Annotated in this window: 13 protein-coding genes; 12 read left to right on the top strand and 1 reads right to left on the bottom strand. The window is 38.9% G+C overall.

The annotated features are described in order from the left end of the window. Positions 1 to 192: 192 nt before the first annotated feature. From J7E67_RS16885 to J7E67_RS16930, 10 genes are all read left to right on the top strand, one after another. On the top strand, positions 193 to 1,368 hold the full coding sequence (locus J7E67_RS16885) for an NAD(P)/FAD-dependent oxidoreductase (RefSeq protein ID WP_214732425.1): 1,176 nt from the start codon (positions 193 to 195) through the stop codon (positions 1,366 to 1,368). Next, entirely contained in the window at positions 1,368 to 2,405 is a 1,038-nt protein-coding gene (locus tag J7E67_RS16890; RefSeq protein WP_214732426.1) for a proline racemase family protein, read from the top strand. The genes J7E67_RS16885 and J7E67_RS16890 overlap by 1 nt, the downstream gene beginning before the upstream one ends. After that, positions 2,402 to 3,355, top strand: a complete 954-nt coding sequence (locus J7E67_RS16895) for a proline racemase family protein (protein ID WP_214732427.1) — start codon at positions 2,402 to 2,404, stop codon at positions 3,353 to 3,355. Before J7E67_RS16890 ends, J7E67_RS16895 begins: the two co-directional genes overlap by 4 nt. Before the next feature lie 32 nt (positions 3,356 to 3,387). Then, on the top strand, positions 3,388 to 4,281 hold the full coding sequence (gene dapA, locus J7E67_RS16900) for a 4-hydroxy-tetrahydrodipicolinate synthase (RefSeq protein ID WP_214732428.1): 894 nt from the start codon (positions 3,388 to 3,390) through the stop codon (positions 4,279 to 4,281). Positions 4,282 to 4,301: 20 nt separating this feature from the next. Next, positions 4,302 to 5,804: an aldehyde dehydrogenase family protein gene (locus tag J7E67_RS16905; protein WP_214732429.1), complete on the top strand. Its 1,503-nt coding sequence runs from the start codon at positions 4,302 to 4,304 to the stop codon at positions 5,802 to 5,804. 160 nt (positions 5,805 to 5,964) lie between these two features. After that, a complete protein-coding gene (locus J7E67_RS16910; RefSeq protein ID WP_214732430.1) occupies positions 5,965 to 7,467 on the top strand; it encodes an alanine/glycine:cation symporter family protein in 1,503 nt (500 codons plus the stop codon). 930 nt (positions 7,468 to 8,397) lie between these two features. Next, positions 8,398 to 10,044: a spore germination protein gene (locus J7E67_RS16915; protein WP_214732431.1), complete on the top strand. Its 1,647-nt coding sequence runs from the start codon at positions 8,398 to 8,400 to the stop codon at positions 10,042 to 10,044. Continuing rightward, on the top strand, positions 10,034 to 11,242 hold the full coding sequence (locus J7E67_RS16920) for a Ger(x)C family spore germination protein (protein ID WP_214732432.1): 1,209 nt from the start codon (positions 10,034 to 10,036) through the stop codon (positions 11,240 to 11,242). The genes J7E67_RS16915 and J7E67_RS16920 overlap by 11 nt, the downstream gene beginning before the upstream one ends. A 36-nt stretch (positions 11,243 to 11,278) precedes the next feature. Then, on the top strand, positions 11,279 to 12,382 hold the full coding sequence (locus J7E67_RS16925; RefSeq protein WP_214732433.1) for a GerAB/ArcD/ProY family transporter: 1,104 nt from the start codon (positions 11,279 to 11,281) through the stop codon (positions 12,380 to 12,382). A gap of 241 nt (positions 12,383 to 12,623) precedes the next feature. Next, positions 12,624 to 13,724: a GerAB/ArcD/ProY family transporter gene (locus tag J7E67_RS16930; protein WP_214732434.1), complete on the top strand. Its 1,101-nt coding sequence runs from the start codon at positions 12,624 to 12,626 to the stop codon at positions 13,722 to 13,724. Here J7E67_RS16930 and J7E67_RS16935 read toward each other — a convergent pair. Beyond that, a complete protein-coding gene (locus J7E67_RS16935; RefSeq protein ID WP_214732435.1) occupies positions 13,721 to 13,951 on the bottom strand; it encodes a YczF family membrane protein in 231 nt (76 codons plus the stop codon). The two genes, J7E67_RS16930 and J7E67_RS16935, sit on opposite strands and share 4 nt — an antisense overlap. A gap of 39 nt (positions 13,952 to 13,990) precedes the next feature. Here J7E67_RS16935 and J7E67_RS16940 point away from each other — a divergent pair, with 39 nt between their 5' ends. Both J7E67_RS16940 and J7E67_RS16945 read left to right on the top strand, forming a co-directional pair. Then, positions 13,991 to 14,326, top strand: a complete 336-nt coding sequence (locus J7E67_RS16940) for a YncE family protein (RefSeq protein WP_214732436.1) — start codon at positions 13,991 to 13,993, stop codon at positions 14,324 to 14,326. Between the two features lie 618 nt (positions 14,327 to 14,944). Continuing rightward, positions 14,945 to 16,048 carry a plasmid pRiA4b ORF-3 family protein gene (locus tag J7E67_RS16945; protein ID WP_214732437.1) on the top strand — a complete coding sequence of 368 codons (1,104 nt, stop codon included), beginning with the start codon at positions 14,945 to 14,947 and terminating at the stop codon, positions 16,046 to 16,048. The last annotated feature ends 472 nt before the right edge of the window (positions 16,049 to 16,520 follow it).

A 16,520-nucleotide genomic window follows, 5' to 3' on the forward strand; every position in this document is an offset into this window, starting at 1 on the left:
AAAAAAATTTACACTGTTTAATATTTTATACACTAATTTATCAAAAATTTTGACAATTGTAAACGAATGTAAAAGAATATTTGGAATAATTGTAAAATTAGTTTGAAATTTGTTGTTTTACGCATGTTATAAAAGTTGGCACGCTACTTGCATTAATAAAAGTATGTAACGAGATGAAGGGAGGTTGGTTTTGTGAGACATCATTGTGATGTTTTGATTATAGGTGGGGGAATCATTGGCTGCGCAATTGCCTATTATACTTCTAAATCTGGAAGAGATGTAACAGTTATTGAAAAAGGTGAATTTGTCAGCGGTACTTCATCCCGCTGTGATGGAAATATTTTAGCTATTGATAAAGATCCTGGATTTGACAGTCAAATGTCACTTGTCAGCCAGAGATTAGTAGATGAATTAAGCAAAGAATTGAAACAGCCTTTTGATTATCGCGCACCTGGAAGCATACTTGTCTGTGAGACAGAAGAAGAAATGGAAGCCGCACAAAAATGGGTTGACCGTCAGAAGGAGGCTGGTTTGCCGTTCAGGATGTTGGATCGTCAGGATATCCGCCAAGATTCCAAGTATTTTGCTGATGATTTATTAGGCGGCTTAGAATGTGCGACAGATTCAACAGTTAATCCATATCTTCTTGCTTTTAACCTTCTTGAGGGTGCAAAAAAGATGGGAGCTAAAGCGCATAAACAAACTGAAGTGACTGGAATGAAAAGGAAGACGGACGGCACTTTTACAGTTGAAACAACTAATGGGACTTTCACTGCAAATCATGTCATTAATGCTGCAGGTGTATGGGCTCCATATATTGGCGAGATGCTGGACTTGTCCATTCCAATTAAACCAAGAAAAGGCCATATCATTGTCGCATCACGCCAGGAATTTGTAGGTCCAAGAAAAGTTATGGAATTTGGCTACTTAATATCCAAATTTGGCGGCAAGCGCCAGGTTGATCCGATTACTGAAAAATACGGTGTAGCCCTTGTTTTCGAACCAACTGAAAGTCAAAATTTCCTGATTGGAAGCAGTCGCGAATTTGTTGGATTTAATACAAAGGTCAACAATGAAATTATTAAATGTATTGCTAATCGCGCAATTAGATTTTATCCAAAAATGGCTGACATGATGGTCATACGTTCCTATGCGGGGTTAAGGCCTTGGACAGAAGACCACTTACCAATTGTGTCAGAAGTTGAGGGAATTCCAAACTATTATATTGCAGCTGGTCATGAGGGAGATGGAATAAGTCTTGCCGCTGTTACTGGAAAAGTGATAGAGGAAATGATTAATGAAAAGGACACTTGCATCCCAATTGAACCGCTGAGATTTTCTCGATTTAAGGAAAGGGTGTTGAGCTGATGAAGGCAAATCGAGTTTTTACAACCATTGATACACACACGGGCGGAAATCCGACAAGAACATTGATTAGTGGACTCCCAGAGTTAAAGGGAGCAACAATGTCCGAAAAAATGCTTCATATGCAAAAAGAGTATGACTGGATTCGTAAGCTGCTGATGAATGAACCAAGAGGACATGATGTGATGTCAGGTGCACTGTTGACAGATCCGTGTCACCCAGAAGCAGATATTGGTGTTATATATATCGAAACTGGCGGTTATTTGCCAATGTGCGGACATGACACAATAGGTGTTTGTACAGCATTAATTGAAGCAGGGCTAATCCCTGTTCAAGAGCCAGTTACTTCAATCAAACTTGATACACCAGCAGGACTTGTTGAGGTAGAGATTAAGGTAGAGGACGGAAAAGCAAAAGAGGTTTCCTTCTGTAATGTCCCTGCATTCCTGTTAAAGAGTGTATCTGTTGATGTTGAGGGAATTGGAATTATTGATGCAGACATTGCTTATGGTGGCAATTTCTATGGAATTATTGACGCAAAATCTGTTGGATTAGAGCTGATACCGGAGAATGCATCAAAAATCATTGAAATAGGTATCAAAATTAGAAATACCATTAACGAAAAAACGGATGTCGTTCATCCACAGTACCCATTTATTCGCGGGTTGACCCATATTGAATTTTTCACTGATTCAACCCATAAAGAAGCAGATGTGAAAAACACGGTCATCGTCCCTCCAGGTGGGATTGATCGTTCACCATGCGGTACAGGTACATCGGCCAAATTATCTGTCCTCTATTCCAAAAAGGAGATAGGTATCGATGAGGAATTTGTGCATGAGAGTATTGTCGGCTCTTTATTCCGTGGACGAGTCCTTGAAACCACAGATGTACAGGGCGTGGAAGCTGTTATTACAAGAATCACTGGTTCTGCATGGCTAATGGGAATGCACCGGTTCTTTTATAACGAGGAAGATCCGCTTAAAGAAGGCTTTTTACTCATTCCCCCAATGGAACATGAAATGGAGGATGTGAAATGAAAATTCAAAGTGCTTACATAGCAACCGATGTACACGTAGCAGGAGAGGCATACCGTATTATTAGGAATGCTCCATTTATTTATTATCAAAGTTTACAGGAGCTGAATGATCAATTTCCACTTGCCTATGAGGAACAGATTAAACTTCTTTTAAATGAGCCCCGCGGATTTGCTGGACTGAATGGCTGTTTGGTCGTTCCACCTATTAAAAGCGGTGCCGATGTAGCTGTTATCTTTTTCGATCATAACGGAACTCTTCCAATTCAATATGGTGGAATTGTCGCTGTCATAACCGTATTGCTAGAGTGTGGTCAATTAAAGGCAAATCCTTCCAATGAATACAGCGTTGAAACAGTCAACGGTATTGTTACTGTTACTGCTGTTATGAAAGACGATGAAGTGAAATTAGTTAAGTTAAAAAGCGAACCATGCCAGGTTGTACAAACTCGTGTGGCAGTGTCTTATTTAGATTTACAGACAGAAGTTGCTCTAGTTCAAGCCGATCAGCTTTATGCGATATTTGATAAGGCAGAACTACCTTTTGAGATTGAGATGGAGAACCTTCCTGACATTAACCAATGGGGACAAAAGGCGATTGAGGCCTTAGAAGGCAAATATGCTGTCAGCCGAGTGATCTTGCTGGATCATTCGCAAAAAAGTGAAGGAAAAATCAAAACGGTAACATTCCGTCCGGATCGTTATATTGTGCGTTCTCCAGGATTTGGCACTCTAGCTGCCTGCAACGCCTATTTATTAGGAAATGGCGATATATCTGCAGATAGCCGAATTGAAAATGAAAGCATTTTTAATGGCAAACTGACAGCAGAACTTTCAGCACAAATTGAAACCGGTTACGAGTTTAGTTTTTCAGCCCGCGGATTTATTACAGGTATGCAGACATATGTATTAGACCCGACAGATCCATTATCCGCAGGGTTTTTATTAAAATAAAAAACTATTAAATATACAGGAGGAAAATAAAAATGACTACAATTAGAGGAGCTTATCCGGTATTAATTACACCAATGACACAGGAGCAAGAAATCGATTGGGGCGGAGTAAAGAATAATGTTAATTACTTCATGGATCAAGGTGTGGCAGGTATCGTCATCAATGGGAGTACAGGTGAATTTGTCAGTCTATCAAAAGAAGAAAAATTCCAAATGGTAGAAACTGTTATGAAGGAGGTAAACGGCCGCATCCCTGTTATTGTTGGTACTTCTGCTGAAACAACAAAAGAAACAATTGAGTATACAAAGCAGGCTGAAGCACATGGGGCTGATTGTGCTCTAATCATTAACCCTTATTACATGAAGCCGAAGGAAAATGAAATCTACCATCATTTCAAAGAAGTATCTAGTGCTGTTAATCTACCAATCATGCTTTATAACAACCCATTTACTTCTGGCGTTAATATGAGCACAGATTTAATGCTTCAGATTGGTAAGGATTGTGAAAATGTGACTCACATTAAGGAATCAAGCGGTGAAATTGGCAAGGTAAGAGATCTCGCAAGAAAAGGTAAGGGAGACTTTGAAGTTTTCTGCGGCGCTGAAGAGCTTGTTATGGAGTCTTACTTAGTTGGAGCAACTGGATGGATTTCTGTTGCAGGAAATATCGTGCCTAAGCTTGTTACAGACATGTATAACCATTTCCAAAACGGTGAGTTGGAAGAAGCATGGGCAATCAATGATCGTATTTTACCACTTTGTGCGTTCCTTGAAGGATCTGGAAAGTATGTGCAAATTGTGAAGAGAGCCATGGAATTAAATGGACAGGCTGGAGGTCCTGCGCGTTACCCTCGTTTAGGTCTATCACCTGAGGAAGATCAAAAGCTAAAAGACCTACTTGCCAATTTAGAAACAGTAAATAACTAAAACAGTGAAGGAGAGAGAAAATGCAAGCGACAAACTACAATTTGAAACCGAAAGTTCAGGAATTCTTGGAAGGGGTGAAAGGATTATATATCAACGGTGAATATGTACCGGCGATTAGTGGTAAAACGTTTTCCGTTGTTAATCCTGCAAATGAAGAGATCATTGCGGAAGTAAGTGAAGCACAAGAGGAAGATATTAACGTTGCGGTAGCTGCTGCAAGAAAGGCATTTGATGAAGGCGAATGGACAAAAATGGATGCCGCAGAACGCTCTCATCTAATCTATAAATTTGCGGACCTCTTAGAAGAAAATCGAGAGGAACTTGCACAGCTAGAATCATTGGATAATGGAAAGCCCTACAAGGTCGCTCTCGCAGATGATATCGATGGAACCATCCAGCATTTTAGATATTATGCCGGCTGGGCCACGAAAATATTTGGTATGACAACTCAAATTTCAAAGGATTATGTAACCTATACTGTACACGAGCCTGTTGGGGTTGTAGGCCAAATTATTCCATGGAACTTCCCGCTTGCCATGGCTGCCTGGAAGCTCGGATCTGCACTTGCCGTTGGATGTACGGCTGTTATTAAGCCAGCAACTGAAACACCACTATCTCTTCTATACGTAGGAAAGTTGTTTAAAGAAGCTGGTTTTCCAGACGGTGTTGTGAATATTGTGCCAGGAACAGGAAGAATTGCGGGAGAATCGATCATCACTCATAAAAATGTTGATAAAGTCGCATTTACTGGATCAACAGCTGTCGGAAAAGAAGTTATGAAAAAAGCTGCAGATCAAATTAAAGGCGTTACGCTAGAGCTTGGCGGAAAATCACCAGCCATTATTTTAGAAGATGCCAATCTTGAAGAAGCAATTGAAGGGGCCTTTAACGGAACGATGTACAATCATGGGCAAAACTGTAGTGCTTGTACACGTGTATTTGTACAGCGAAACATTTATGACCGTGTCGTAGAAGCTTTAGCTGAGCGGGCGAAAGCACTGAAGCTAGGTGACGGAATGAACCTTGAAACGGAAATGGGCCCACTTGTTTCAGCTAAACAGCATCAAACTGTACTTAATTATATTGAACAAGGGAAAAAAGAAGGAGCGCGCCTTGTAGCCGGTGGGGAAAAAGGATTTGAAAAAGGATATTTTGTACAGCCAACCATTTTCGCTGATGTAGAGGATCATATGGTGATTGCTCGTGAAGAAATCTTTGGTCCAGTCATGTCCATTTTCGTTTTCGATACGGTTGAAGAGGTCATTAAACGAGCAAACGATAGTGACTATGGCTTAGCCGCAAGTATTTGGACAGAAAGTATGAAAAAAGGTCATTACATTGCCAGCAAGCTGCAATCAGGTACAGTTTGGATTAATGATTTTGGTCTTGAATGGGAAACAATGCCTTTCGGTGGCTATAAACAATCAGGAATCGGCCGCGAAATGGGTGGAGAGTATGGTTTACAGAACTATACAGAAGTGAAAAGTGTATTTGTTAACATCAAGCAGGACGAGTTAATCTAAGGAACAATGGGACGGGTCACGTGTACTATCGGATGGGAACGGGACAGCTAGTCTGTCCCATGTCCTATTGCACAGTCTGTATTTACCTGAAAATTACAACTATATTAAATAGTTGGAAAGTGTAGAATTATCAACTTTAAGTTTGTGGAGGAGGTATAGGATGGAAGAATTAGTTAATAAAGCGTCGGGTATGGTTTGGAGTCTCGGGCTAGTAGTGTTTGCTCTTGGTGCTGGATTGTTCTTTTCCATTATGACACGTTTTGTGCAAATTAGATATTTTAAGGAAATGATTAGGCTTCTTTTTGAAAAGGGTGAGCCAGAATCTGGTGTGTCCTCTTTCCAGGCGTTTTGTATGGCTTTAGCTGGCCGGGTCGGTATTGGAAATATCGCTGGGGTTGCTACTGCGATTGCATTTGGAGGTCCAGGAGCGGTTTTCTGGATGTGGATCATGGCTTTATTAGGAGGAGCAAGTGCTTTTGTTGAATCGACTCTTGCACAGGTCTATAAAGTAAAAGATGGTAATCAATACCGAGGCGGAACTCCTTATTTTATTGAAAAAGGTTTAAATATGAAGTGGTTCGGGGTGTTGGTTGCGATTGTTGTTACACTGTGTTACGGAATTTTAGTTCCAGGTATTCAGGCTAACACGATTGCTGTTGGATTCGAAAACACAATTGGACTCAATAAAAGCATCACGGGTATCGTTCTTGTTGTATTACTTGGCATCATTATTTTTGGCGGTGTGAAGCGAATCGCTTCTGTTGCGGATAAAGTTGTACCTTTTATGGCTTTAGGGTATGTGATTATCACTTTCGTTCTTTTAGTTTCCAATGCATCAGAAATTCCAGCAATGTTTGGGTTAATTATTTCAAGTGCATTTGGGGCAAATGAAATGTTTGGCGGTATGATCGGTGCAGCGATTGCATGGGGTGTTAAGAGAGCAGTATTTTCCAACGTTGCTGGTGTAGGGGAAGGAACCTATAGTTCAGCTGCTGCTGCTGTATCCCATCCGGCAAAACAAGGTCTTGTTCAAGCATTCTCTGTTTATATTGATACGATCATTGTCTGTACAGCTACGGCACTTATGATTCTAATCACCGGCATGTACAGCGTTACTCCAGAAGGACAGCAGCCGATTGTTGACAACATCCCAGGTGTTGAAGCTGGACCAATGTGGACACAGGCGGCTGTTGAAAGCGTTATCCCTGGATTTGGTGGTTTGTTTGTTGCGATAGCGATCTTCTTCTTTGCCTTTACAACGCTAATGGCTTACTACTATATTTCTGAAACAACCCTCTTTTACCTTGGAAGAAATAGAAATTTAAAAGGGTTTAAAGTAGGCTTAATGATTCTTTTCTTAGGAATGATCTACATTGGAAGTGTCGAAAACGCATCCCTATTATGGGGACTTGGTGACTTTGGCTTCGGAAGCATGGCTTGGCTAAACTTAGTGGCTATTTTAATGCTAACTAAAACAGCCTTAAAAGTATTTAAAGATTATGAAAAACAGAAGAAAGCAGGCATTGAACCAGTCTTCGACCCTGTTAAACTCGGCATTAAAGGTGCTGATTTTTGGGAGGAGAAAGTGAAAGAACGTAATTCAAAAGGTAAGAGGAAAATAGAAGAAAAGCAATCGGTAAAGGAGAACACTTTACATTTATAATTCTTAAACACCCTTATTGCGGGTGGTGACAGCTTCACTGTTACTTCCCCCAACTACTGGAGCTTGATTCTTATAACTTTTTGGGTTCTTATTAAGCTAAATTATTGTTGTACAATCTTCAATTATAGAACGTGATTATAGAACAATGAAAAGTTCTTTATTACTAAGAAATTCAGAATAGTACGTACTATAAATGATTGGATGTGCAAAATAAATATAAAATTTACACAAGTGAGTTATGGTAACTATAAAAAAGTGAGAAGAGGACCAGCAAACTTAAGTTTTGTTGGTCCTCTTCTCGTATAGGTGTTCAATTTAAGTACACACTGCATGAACAAATGAAAAAGCGATGATATCAAGCTATCAATATGTTCAAACAGACTTGTTCAAAGTATAGGATGGAGATTATATGAAATTTGGCTATGCAAGGGTCAGCACAAAGGATCAAATGTTCTTTATATATATAACGAGCAATGCAAAGTTATGTTTTAACTTTCACTTTCCTTTTACTTTAATTAACTTTGCGTTAAATCCTTATTTAACGAATTTCATTTTGAAGTAAGGCGACCTCATCAATGCACAGAACAATATACAGATTCAAGGACGGTTACAAGAACACCCCTAACTTTGAGATAAGAATTTCTTCCAATATCGACTGACTGAATTATTGAAAATAGCCTTCGACTTTCGAATGGTTAGGGTAAAACAGTGGATAAAAGAACAAACCATTCATAACCATTTAACACTAATAAACAACTGAATAAAGGGGTATGGAATCGATTCGAGGAATGAGAGACCATATTAGAAATCCCTTAAGTATGCAAGGATATCTTAAACGTATAAAAAACTGGAAAATAGATAGGCTAAATAACTAGGGAACACAACGAACACTTCTTTCGGTAACACTATAAACTTGGAGTGTATAAGAAAATGAACAGTGCATGGAATCGGTTAATAAAAAAGCGGAAAAAAAGAAAGCAGACACTCCAGTATGAGGAAACAAAAATAACCTCAAACAAACAGGAACTTAGTGAACACTTAGATGAAAACCTTAAAAATATTAAGGAAGCTTTAGGGAACAGCGGTGACCTAGGTATCCGTGAATTTAAAATGGGAAAACCTTCCTTGCATAAAGTTGCGCTTATTTATATAAATGGGTTAGCAGATAAAGATATCATTGGCAGTGCTATCATAGAAAGACTAATGGGTAACGGTAACAATACTGAAAGTGTTGATCCCCAATCACCGAGCCAATTATTTACATACATTAAAGAGAATATCTTAACAGTTGGGACAGTTGAGGACATAACGGACTGGAACAAGATGTTGCTTTCCATCTTATCTGGACAATCCATTCTTTTGATTGATGGCTGGAATCAAGCCATTAGCTGTGCGGCAGAAGGCGGAGATTTAAGAGCCATTACAGAACCTACGACAGAACCTGCTGTCCGAGGTCCTAAAGAGAGCTTTGTTGAGGCGCTTATTACCAATACAGCCATGGTTCGCCGCAGAATTAAAAGCCCTAATCTATGGGTTGAAACCATGCAGCTAGGGAAGATCACACAAACAGATGTAGCCATTATGTATGTAAAAGGAATTGTCAATGACAAACTTCTTACCGAAGTAAAAGAACGGCTGGATAAAATAGAAGTAGATGAAATTACTGGTTCCAATACAATCGAAGAATGGATTAACGATGACATATGGACACCTTGGCCAACCATATTTACAACAGAGCGTCCAGATGTGGTAGCCGGAAATTTACTGGAGGGACGTGTCGCTATTTTTGTTAATGGGACACCGATTCCTTTAATTTTACCAGCGACATGGAATCAGTTTTTTCAAACGGCTGAAGATTATTATACGCGTTGGCAAATTGCCAGTTTTTTGAGACTTCTAAGAGTTGTTTCATTCTTAATAACCCTTCTTGGACCGTCCCTTTTTATTGCGTTTCTTACGTTTCACCCGGAATTGATTCCAACGCCTTTATTAGTTAGTCTGTCAGCACAGCGGCACGGAATTCCATTTCCGGTATTTATAGAGGCTTTGTTAATGGAAATTACATTTGAAGTTTTGCGGGAAGCCGGCGTTCGGATGCCACGTCCGATTGGACAGGCTGTTTCCATCGTTGGCGCACTTGTATTGGGACAAGCAGCTGTTGAGGCAGGAATTGTTTCAAGTTCAATGGTGATTGTGGTGGCAGGGACGGCAATCGCCAGTTTTACCATGCCCCATGCTGCGATGACGGATGCGACACGTATACTTCGATTTGTCATGATGATGTTGGCAGCTTCTTTCGGGCTTTACGGAATTGGACTCGGAGTCATTGTTTTAGTCGCACACACTTGTAGCATTCGCTCTTTTGGTATTCCTTATTTGGTTCCTTTTGCTCCCATCATTTTTGCTGATTGGAAAGATACCATCATTCGCTTTCCAAAGCCGTTTTTGTCAAAACGTCCTCGATTGATTAACCAAACGAAAATAAAGAGGACAGGGAATACTCAGAATCTAGGCCCGTCACCAAGAGAAGGTCAAATAAAGGATAACGAGTCGAAGAGGGATTCTAATGAAACTTAAACCATTCATCATTCTCTGTATGATTTTATCTACCGTATTACTGTCAGGATGTTGGGATCGTGCCGAATTACAAGATCTTGACATAGTAAACGCTATTGGCATTGATGAAGGCGGCGATAATTTGGAAAACAGATATCGCGTTACGGTACAAGTTATAAATGAAGGACAAATAGCTAGTGCATCAGGGCAAGGAGGGAAAGCCCAAGTGGCTCCTGTTACGACCTATTCGGCTACAGGAAGCACTGTTGCGGAGGCGCTCCGAAAAATTGCGCCAAAGTCACCCCAGGAACTTTTTTTTCCTCATGTCCAATTAATGGTGATTGGAGAGGAGCTAGCGAGAAAAAAAGGGATTCAAGATTTGTTTGATTGGATTGAACGTGATTCGAAATTTCGTACTCTTTTTCCCATTTTAATTGTAAGAGATAATACAGCAAAGACTCTTCTCCAAATCACGACTCCTTTAGAGGACGTTCCTTCTGCTAAAATTATTGGTGGCTTGGAATCCACCACAAAAATCTGGGGAGAGTATGCAAGTACCCGTGCCGATCAAGTTATTCAACAATTAGGAGGAGAAGGGGCAAATTTAACGGGGGTTCAGATTACCGGTGATCCAAAAGAAGGGAACAAGTTAACAAACGTTCAACAAATATCTCCAAAGACAACGATCGAAATAAGAGGACTTGCTATTTTTAAAAAGGGTAGACTCAAAAAATGGTTGGATGGAGATGCTGCCCGTGGTGCTACATGGATTAATAATGAGTTGAAAAAAACCATTGTAGACCTTAATTGTGAAAAGAAAAAAAAGGGGATTGCAGTGGACGTTATGCGCTCCAACACAAAAATTAAAACGGAAATAAAAAACAAAAAACCCGTTATTCAGATCACAGTTCAATCAGAAGGCCACATCTCAGAAGTCCATTGTCCAATCGATCTCGGTAAACATGAAACCATTGAAAAACTTGAAAACCAGATGGAGAAGGAAATAAAAGACGAAGTAATGATGGCCTTAAAAGATGCCAAAAAACAAAAAACCGATATTTTTCGTTTTAGCGAATATATCAACCGTGAGAACCCAAAATTGTGGAAGAAGATCAATAAAAAATGGGATGATGAAATCTTTCCTGAGACAGAAGTCAACGTAAACGTACACGCGTTTATTCGACGATCAGGCTTACGAACAAAACCATATATAAAATAAGGGGGCAAAATCAAAACGAAAGGGGGGTTCCAGACAATGGAGAAAGCAAAAGTTAGTGCCTTTCAACTATTTGCCATGATGTTTTTGTTTGAACTTGGAAGCGCGCTTGTCGTAAGTTATGGAATAACTGCTAAAAAAGATGCCTGGCTCGCGATTCTTTTAGGGTTGTGTGGTGGAATTGTCTTATTTTTTATTTACTACTTTTTATTTCGTCAATATCCGAACCTGCCGTTGACTGGATATGCCAGGAAAATATTTGGCAAATACGTTGGGTGGATAATTGGTCTATTATACGTCGTATTCCTTTTGTACGATGCGGCCCGAGATTTGCGTGATTTCGGTGATTTGCTACTTTCATCAACATTGACAGAAACACCGTTATTGGCGATTAATATCTTGTTGGTTCTTGCCATTTGTTATGTACTTTATCTAGGGATTGAAGTAGTAGCCAGGACAGCAGAAGTATTTGTTATTATTATGATCGTTATAGGCTTCACAGGAAATCTTTTAGTCTATTTTTCAGGTAATGTCGAAATCCATAATTTGCAGCCGTTTCTTGAAAATGGATGGAAACCAATCCTAACGACAGCATTTCCTTTAACTACTTTTTTCCCTTTTGGAGAAATGATTGTCTTCACCATGCTGCTTCCTTATTTAAATCGGCCCGAAGTAGCTAAAAAAGTTTGGCTGTCTGCCGTAATTTCAAGCGGTCTTATCTTAAGTTATACAACAAGTTTAAATATCGCCGTTCTTAGTGTTGAAGAAGTAGAGAGATCTACTTTTCCTTTGTTATCAACAATAGGGAAGGTCAATCTTATGGAGTTTTTACAACGGCTTGATGCTCTTGTTGTCTTTACTCTTTTGATTAATATGTTTTTCAAAATATCCATTCTTTTTTATGGCGCAGTAATCGGAATAGTCGATTTGTTCAATTTAAAAAATCATCAACAAATTGTTTTACCAGCCGGGATTATTCTCATCTTTTTATCAATGGCGATTGCCTCAAATTTTGCGGAACATATTGAAGAAGGGCAAAAAACGGCACAATATTACTTTTTTCCGCTTATCATGGTGATCTTGCCGTTGTTCATGCTGGTTGTTGCCATGATTCGCAACCGTTTCAAACATAAAGCTAACTAGACCCATTTTGTTTAGTAGCGCTATTTTTATGGTGATCATGATATGTACAAGTGTTTTAAATTTTTTCACCATAACCTACCCCTCCGTTCTTAAAAGGATTAAAAATAGGAAGTAGGATATGATGAATGACTAGAGTAGAGGTACAAGCGTTTATCTACCAAACATGTATGCAGACAAGAACATATTAGAAAAATAAATGCACCCAGTCATGACAAGTAACGAAGGGAGGTCTTCTAAGCCGATGGAGAAGGCAAAAATTAGTGGCATTCAACTATTCGCCATGATGTTTATGTTTGAATTGGGGACTTCACTGGTCATAAGTTATGGAATAGGTGCCAAAAAAGATGCCTGGCTTACGATTCTTTTAGGATTGGGTGGAGGAATTGTCTTATTTTTCATTCACTACTCTTTATTTCGCCAATATCCCAACCTGCCGTTGACCGGATACGCTAGAAAAATATTTGGTAAATATCTGGGGTGGATCATTGGCTTGTTATACATTCTATACTTTTTATACATTGCTGCCCGAAATCTGCGTGAGTTCGGTGATTTGCTGCTTTCATCGACTATGTCAGCAACACCGTTATTGGCAATCAATATCTTAATGGTTCTTGCCATTTGTTATGTACTTTATCTAGGGATTGAAGTTGTAGGGAGAACAGCAGAAGTATTTATTGTCATTTTACTCTTGTTTGGGGTAGCAGGAAATTTTTTGGTCTTTGTTTCAGGCAATATCGATATTCATAATTTACAGCCATTTCTTGAAAACGGATGGAAACCAATCTTAAAGGCAGCCTTTCCGTTGATTATCTCTTTCCCTTTTGGAGAAATGATTGTCTTTACGATGCTGCTTCCCTATTTAAATCGACCTGGATCAGTAAAAAAAGTGTGGCTATCTGCCTTGATTTCAAGCGGGGTTATCTTAAGTTATACAGCAAGTCTAAATATCGCCGTTCTTAGTATGGAAGAAGTGGAAAGATCAACGTTTCCTTTGTTATCAACCATCGGAAAGGTCAATCTTATGGAGTTTTTACAACGACTCGATGCTATTGTTGTGTTTACCTTTCTGATTACGATGTTTTTTAAAATCGCCATCTTTTTTTATGCCGCGGTAATCGGAATGGTCGACTTGTTCAAGTTAAAAAATCATCAACAAATGGTTTTACCAGTTGGGGTTATTCTCATTTATTTGTCAACGGTGATTGCCTCAGATTTTGCCGAACATATGGAAGAAGGCTTGGTTATTACAGGCTATTATCTTCACATTCCTTTTCTTATGATTATTCCGTTGTTCATGTTGTTTGTTTCCATCATTCGCAAGCGTTTTAAGAAGAAAAGCTAACTAGAACCCTTTTGTTTGTTATTTTTTATGATAATCGCGATTTGCTGACCAATTGTAATCAATAAAAGAAATGCTATCATTACATATTCTCCAGGTTCTATTACCCAAAACGGGTTGAGTAAATGCACTAATGCATGAGAGAGCTTAAAGCCTAAGAGAATGTCCATTAATACACTTAATGAAATGGCTAATAAAAGAATAAATACAAATACTCCGAATACTTTCATGGTTTTTCTCCCTTATTTGTCATGGTGTAAAGATAGTATTTGTTACAAGGGAATCTTTTAGTAAAAAATCCGTTGAATAAAGTTGCTGCAAAAAGTGGTTCCTCCTACATCATAGACGTGGATATTTCATTTATTCCGTTGGAACATCTTTGGGTGGCGCATTGGTTAGGTAATAAAGTCACAAAGAAGATTCAAGTAGGAGAAGAACCCGTCGAAATCGACATAACTCCTGACGGAAAAATCGCCGTTGTTACAAATTTCGATGATGATACCATATCTGTTATTGATACGAAAAAGAATAAAGTAATTAAGGTGCTTCCAGCGGGAGACTCTCCTGTCAGTATCGCAATTTTATCTAGGGGAGGAAGAAAGTAGTGACTAAAAATGAGTTACTTTCAATCATTCGAAATGAGTTACAAAACAATCCTTAAGAAACAAGTTTAAATATAGCTAAAAAGATCAAAATCCCAATTAACATTGTAGAACTTTTTAAAAGAAGGATAACAAAGGAACAAAAATAATTAAATAATTGTATGAAATTGTATTCCTCTCCTTTGTATGAGGATTTGAGTCGCCGGAGAAGTTACTGCTTCTTAATTTTGTTGAGCTTGGGTGAAAATTAACAAGAAATGATTGGCATCTCTTGTTTCGCTAACGGGTGCTTATCTTCAATAAGACAACTTAAATGATCTTCCATAATCGGGCGCACTTGTTGAGTAAGTGCTCCTTTTTGAATTGGGCTAAATTGTCAAGTAACGAACTTTTTTGTCACGTATTTTTCGATAAATCATTACTAATTCATTAAAAATAAATAACTATTTTATGAAAAAGCCGAATTCTGGCGATTCTCTTGTTTCCAGTATGCAATGGTTGCAGTTTGAAATGGAAATGAGAACAGGTCCGGATTAGGTATGTGTTAAAATATGTTCATACTTACAAGCCCAACTAAGCTACCAATAAGAACAGCCGAGCTGATGGAAGGAGCTAATACATATGCTAATTCAATGTACCAAAAAGCTACTAGATGAACTTGAGGTACCCCCGGTTACTGAGATAGAAGAAAATCCCTTGTTTTCTTGGCATGCCAATTTATTAAAGGTTGGTCGGAAGAAGACGGTTGTGTTGGTGAATGATCGAAACTTATATGCAATCATCCTCCATGGCCTAAAAGCAAAGGATATGAAAACTATAAGTAAGTTAATCGTACAGGCCATCCGGGAAACATTCGAAGCGGAGTGTATCAAGGATGAAGTGATCGAGCAGTTTTTGCAACACTCTCCTCATATTACCTTCTCCAAAACAAAAGATAGAGCATTTGTAGCCAGAATGAACAAGGTATGTGAAAATGTTTATCACTTTGGGGAATTACTCGATAACGATAGCATCAATCAAGTGGAGATGAGCTTAAGGATTAATGGCTTATTAGTAGGAGTAGGAAAGAATGACTACATTTATCCAAAAGAAGAAAAGTATAAGCATTTGGAGGAGTTGGCTGGTCAACCGATTTTTCAATCTGAAGCAGTGGAACTTAAGGTAAAGTTGATACTTGAGAGACACGAAGTTAGGCGGAAGATTGTCGTGCCAACTAATACTACTTTTCCTAAATTGCATAGAATTTTACAAATTGCATTTCACTGGCAGAATAGCCATCTGTATGATTTTTATATTTATCCAAGTAACGCGGATGGCAAAGTCATCCCGACCAACCAACATAGACCGATTGTAAACCTAGTGTGTAACGAAGAAGCTTTTCATTACCAAGGTGATGTACCAATGAAAATGGATACAGGTATAAAGCTGTCCGAATATCTTCCGGCTAAGATTGTATACAATTATGACTTCGGAGATGGCTGGCAGCATACTATCGAGTTAGAAAGAGTGATTGAAAACTTCGATCTCAATTATCCTATCTGTTTAGATGGAGAAGGAGCTGCTCCGCCAGAAGATGTAGGAGGAGAACCAGGTTACGAAGCATTTCTTCTTATCATCAGCGATAAAAACCATCCAGACTACGAGCATATGCTGGAATGGGGAATGAAGCAGGGTTATAGCGAGTTTGATGAGGAGAAGATTAATCGAATGTTGCGGAGAGTGTGACAGGACAAAGGAGTCAGATCCTTCGTTCAAAAAAGGAAGTGGGGTAAGAGTCTGGGGGCTTTTCGGGAAAAAAGTGCAGCCAACAAACAGTAAAACGATCTTCCGCAATCGGGCGCAATTGCGGAAGAACGCAGCACAAAAAGATCAAACTTTTTTATAAAAACAAAACTTAAATCTACTAAATAAGAATCCATTTTGATCAAATCCTTTTTTCAAAATGGATTCCTTTTATTTACCGTAAAATACGGGTTTGTGAGGTGCTTTTGGTCAACAAAAGGCATGAACATATTTGATATGTCAAATATGTTCATGCCTTTTATTTAAATATCCTTGACCCACATTATCTAAAGATAACACCTTGGTCCGCATTGTTAAGAGGCGTGGTGGGTTCTGTTATTATTAACATATATCCTTTAAATGTATTTGTCAAAGAATACTAAGAGCTGTAAGGATTTGCATAAAGCTTCCCAGC

The organism is Bacillus sp. ISL-46 (genome assembly GCF_018613205.1).

Excerpts from the sequence above, each read along its gene's own strand:
- J7E67_RS16890 (WP_214732426.1), top strand. The coding sequence starts at position 1,368 with ATGAAGGCAAATCGAGTTTTTACAACCATTGATACACACACGGGCGGA.
- J7E67_RS16895 (WP_214732427.1), top strand. The coding sequence starts at position 2,402 with ATGAAAATTCAAAGTGCTTACATAGCAACCGATGTACACGTAGCAGGA.
- dapA (WP_214732428.1), top strand. The coding sequence starts at position 3,388 with ATGACTACAATTAGAGGAGCTTATCCGGTATTAATTACACCAATGACA.
- J7E67_RS16905 (WP_214732429.1), top strand. The coding sequence starts at position 4,302 with ATGCAAGCGACAAACTACAATTTGAAACCGAAAGTTCAGGAATTCTTG.
- J7E67_RS16910 (WP_214732430.1), top strand. The coding sequence starts at position 5,965 with ATGGAAGAATTAGTTAATAAAGCGTCGGGTATGGTTTGGAGTCTCGGG.
- J7E67_RS16915 (WP_214732431.1), top strand. The coding sequence starts at position 8,398 with ATGAACAGTGCATGGAATCGGTTAATAAAAAAGCGGAAAAAAAGAAAG.
- J7E67_RS16920 (WP_214732432.1), top strand. The coding sequence starts at position 10,034 with ATGAAACTTAAACCATTCATCATTCTCTGTATGATTTTATCTACCGTA.
- J7E67_RS16925 (WP_214732433.1), top strand. The coding sequence starts at position 11,279 with ATGGAGAAAGCAAAAGTTAGTGCCTTTCAACTATTTGCCATGATGTTT.
- J7E67_RS16930 (WP_214732434.1), top strand. The coding sequence starts at position 12,624 with ATGGAGAAGGCAAAAATTAGTGGCATTCAACTATTCGCCATGATGTTT.
- J7E67_RS16935 (WP_214732435.1), bottom strand. The coding sequence starts at position 13,951 with ATGAAAGTATTCGGAGTATTTGTATTTATTCTTTTATTAGCCATTTCA.
- J7E67_RS16945 (WP_214732437.1), top strand. The coding sequence starts at position 14,945 with ATGCTAATTCAATGTACCAAAAAGCTACTAGATGAACTTGAGGTACCC.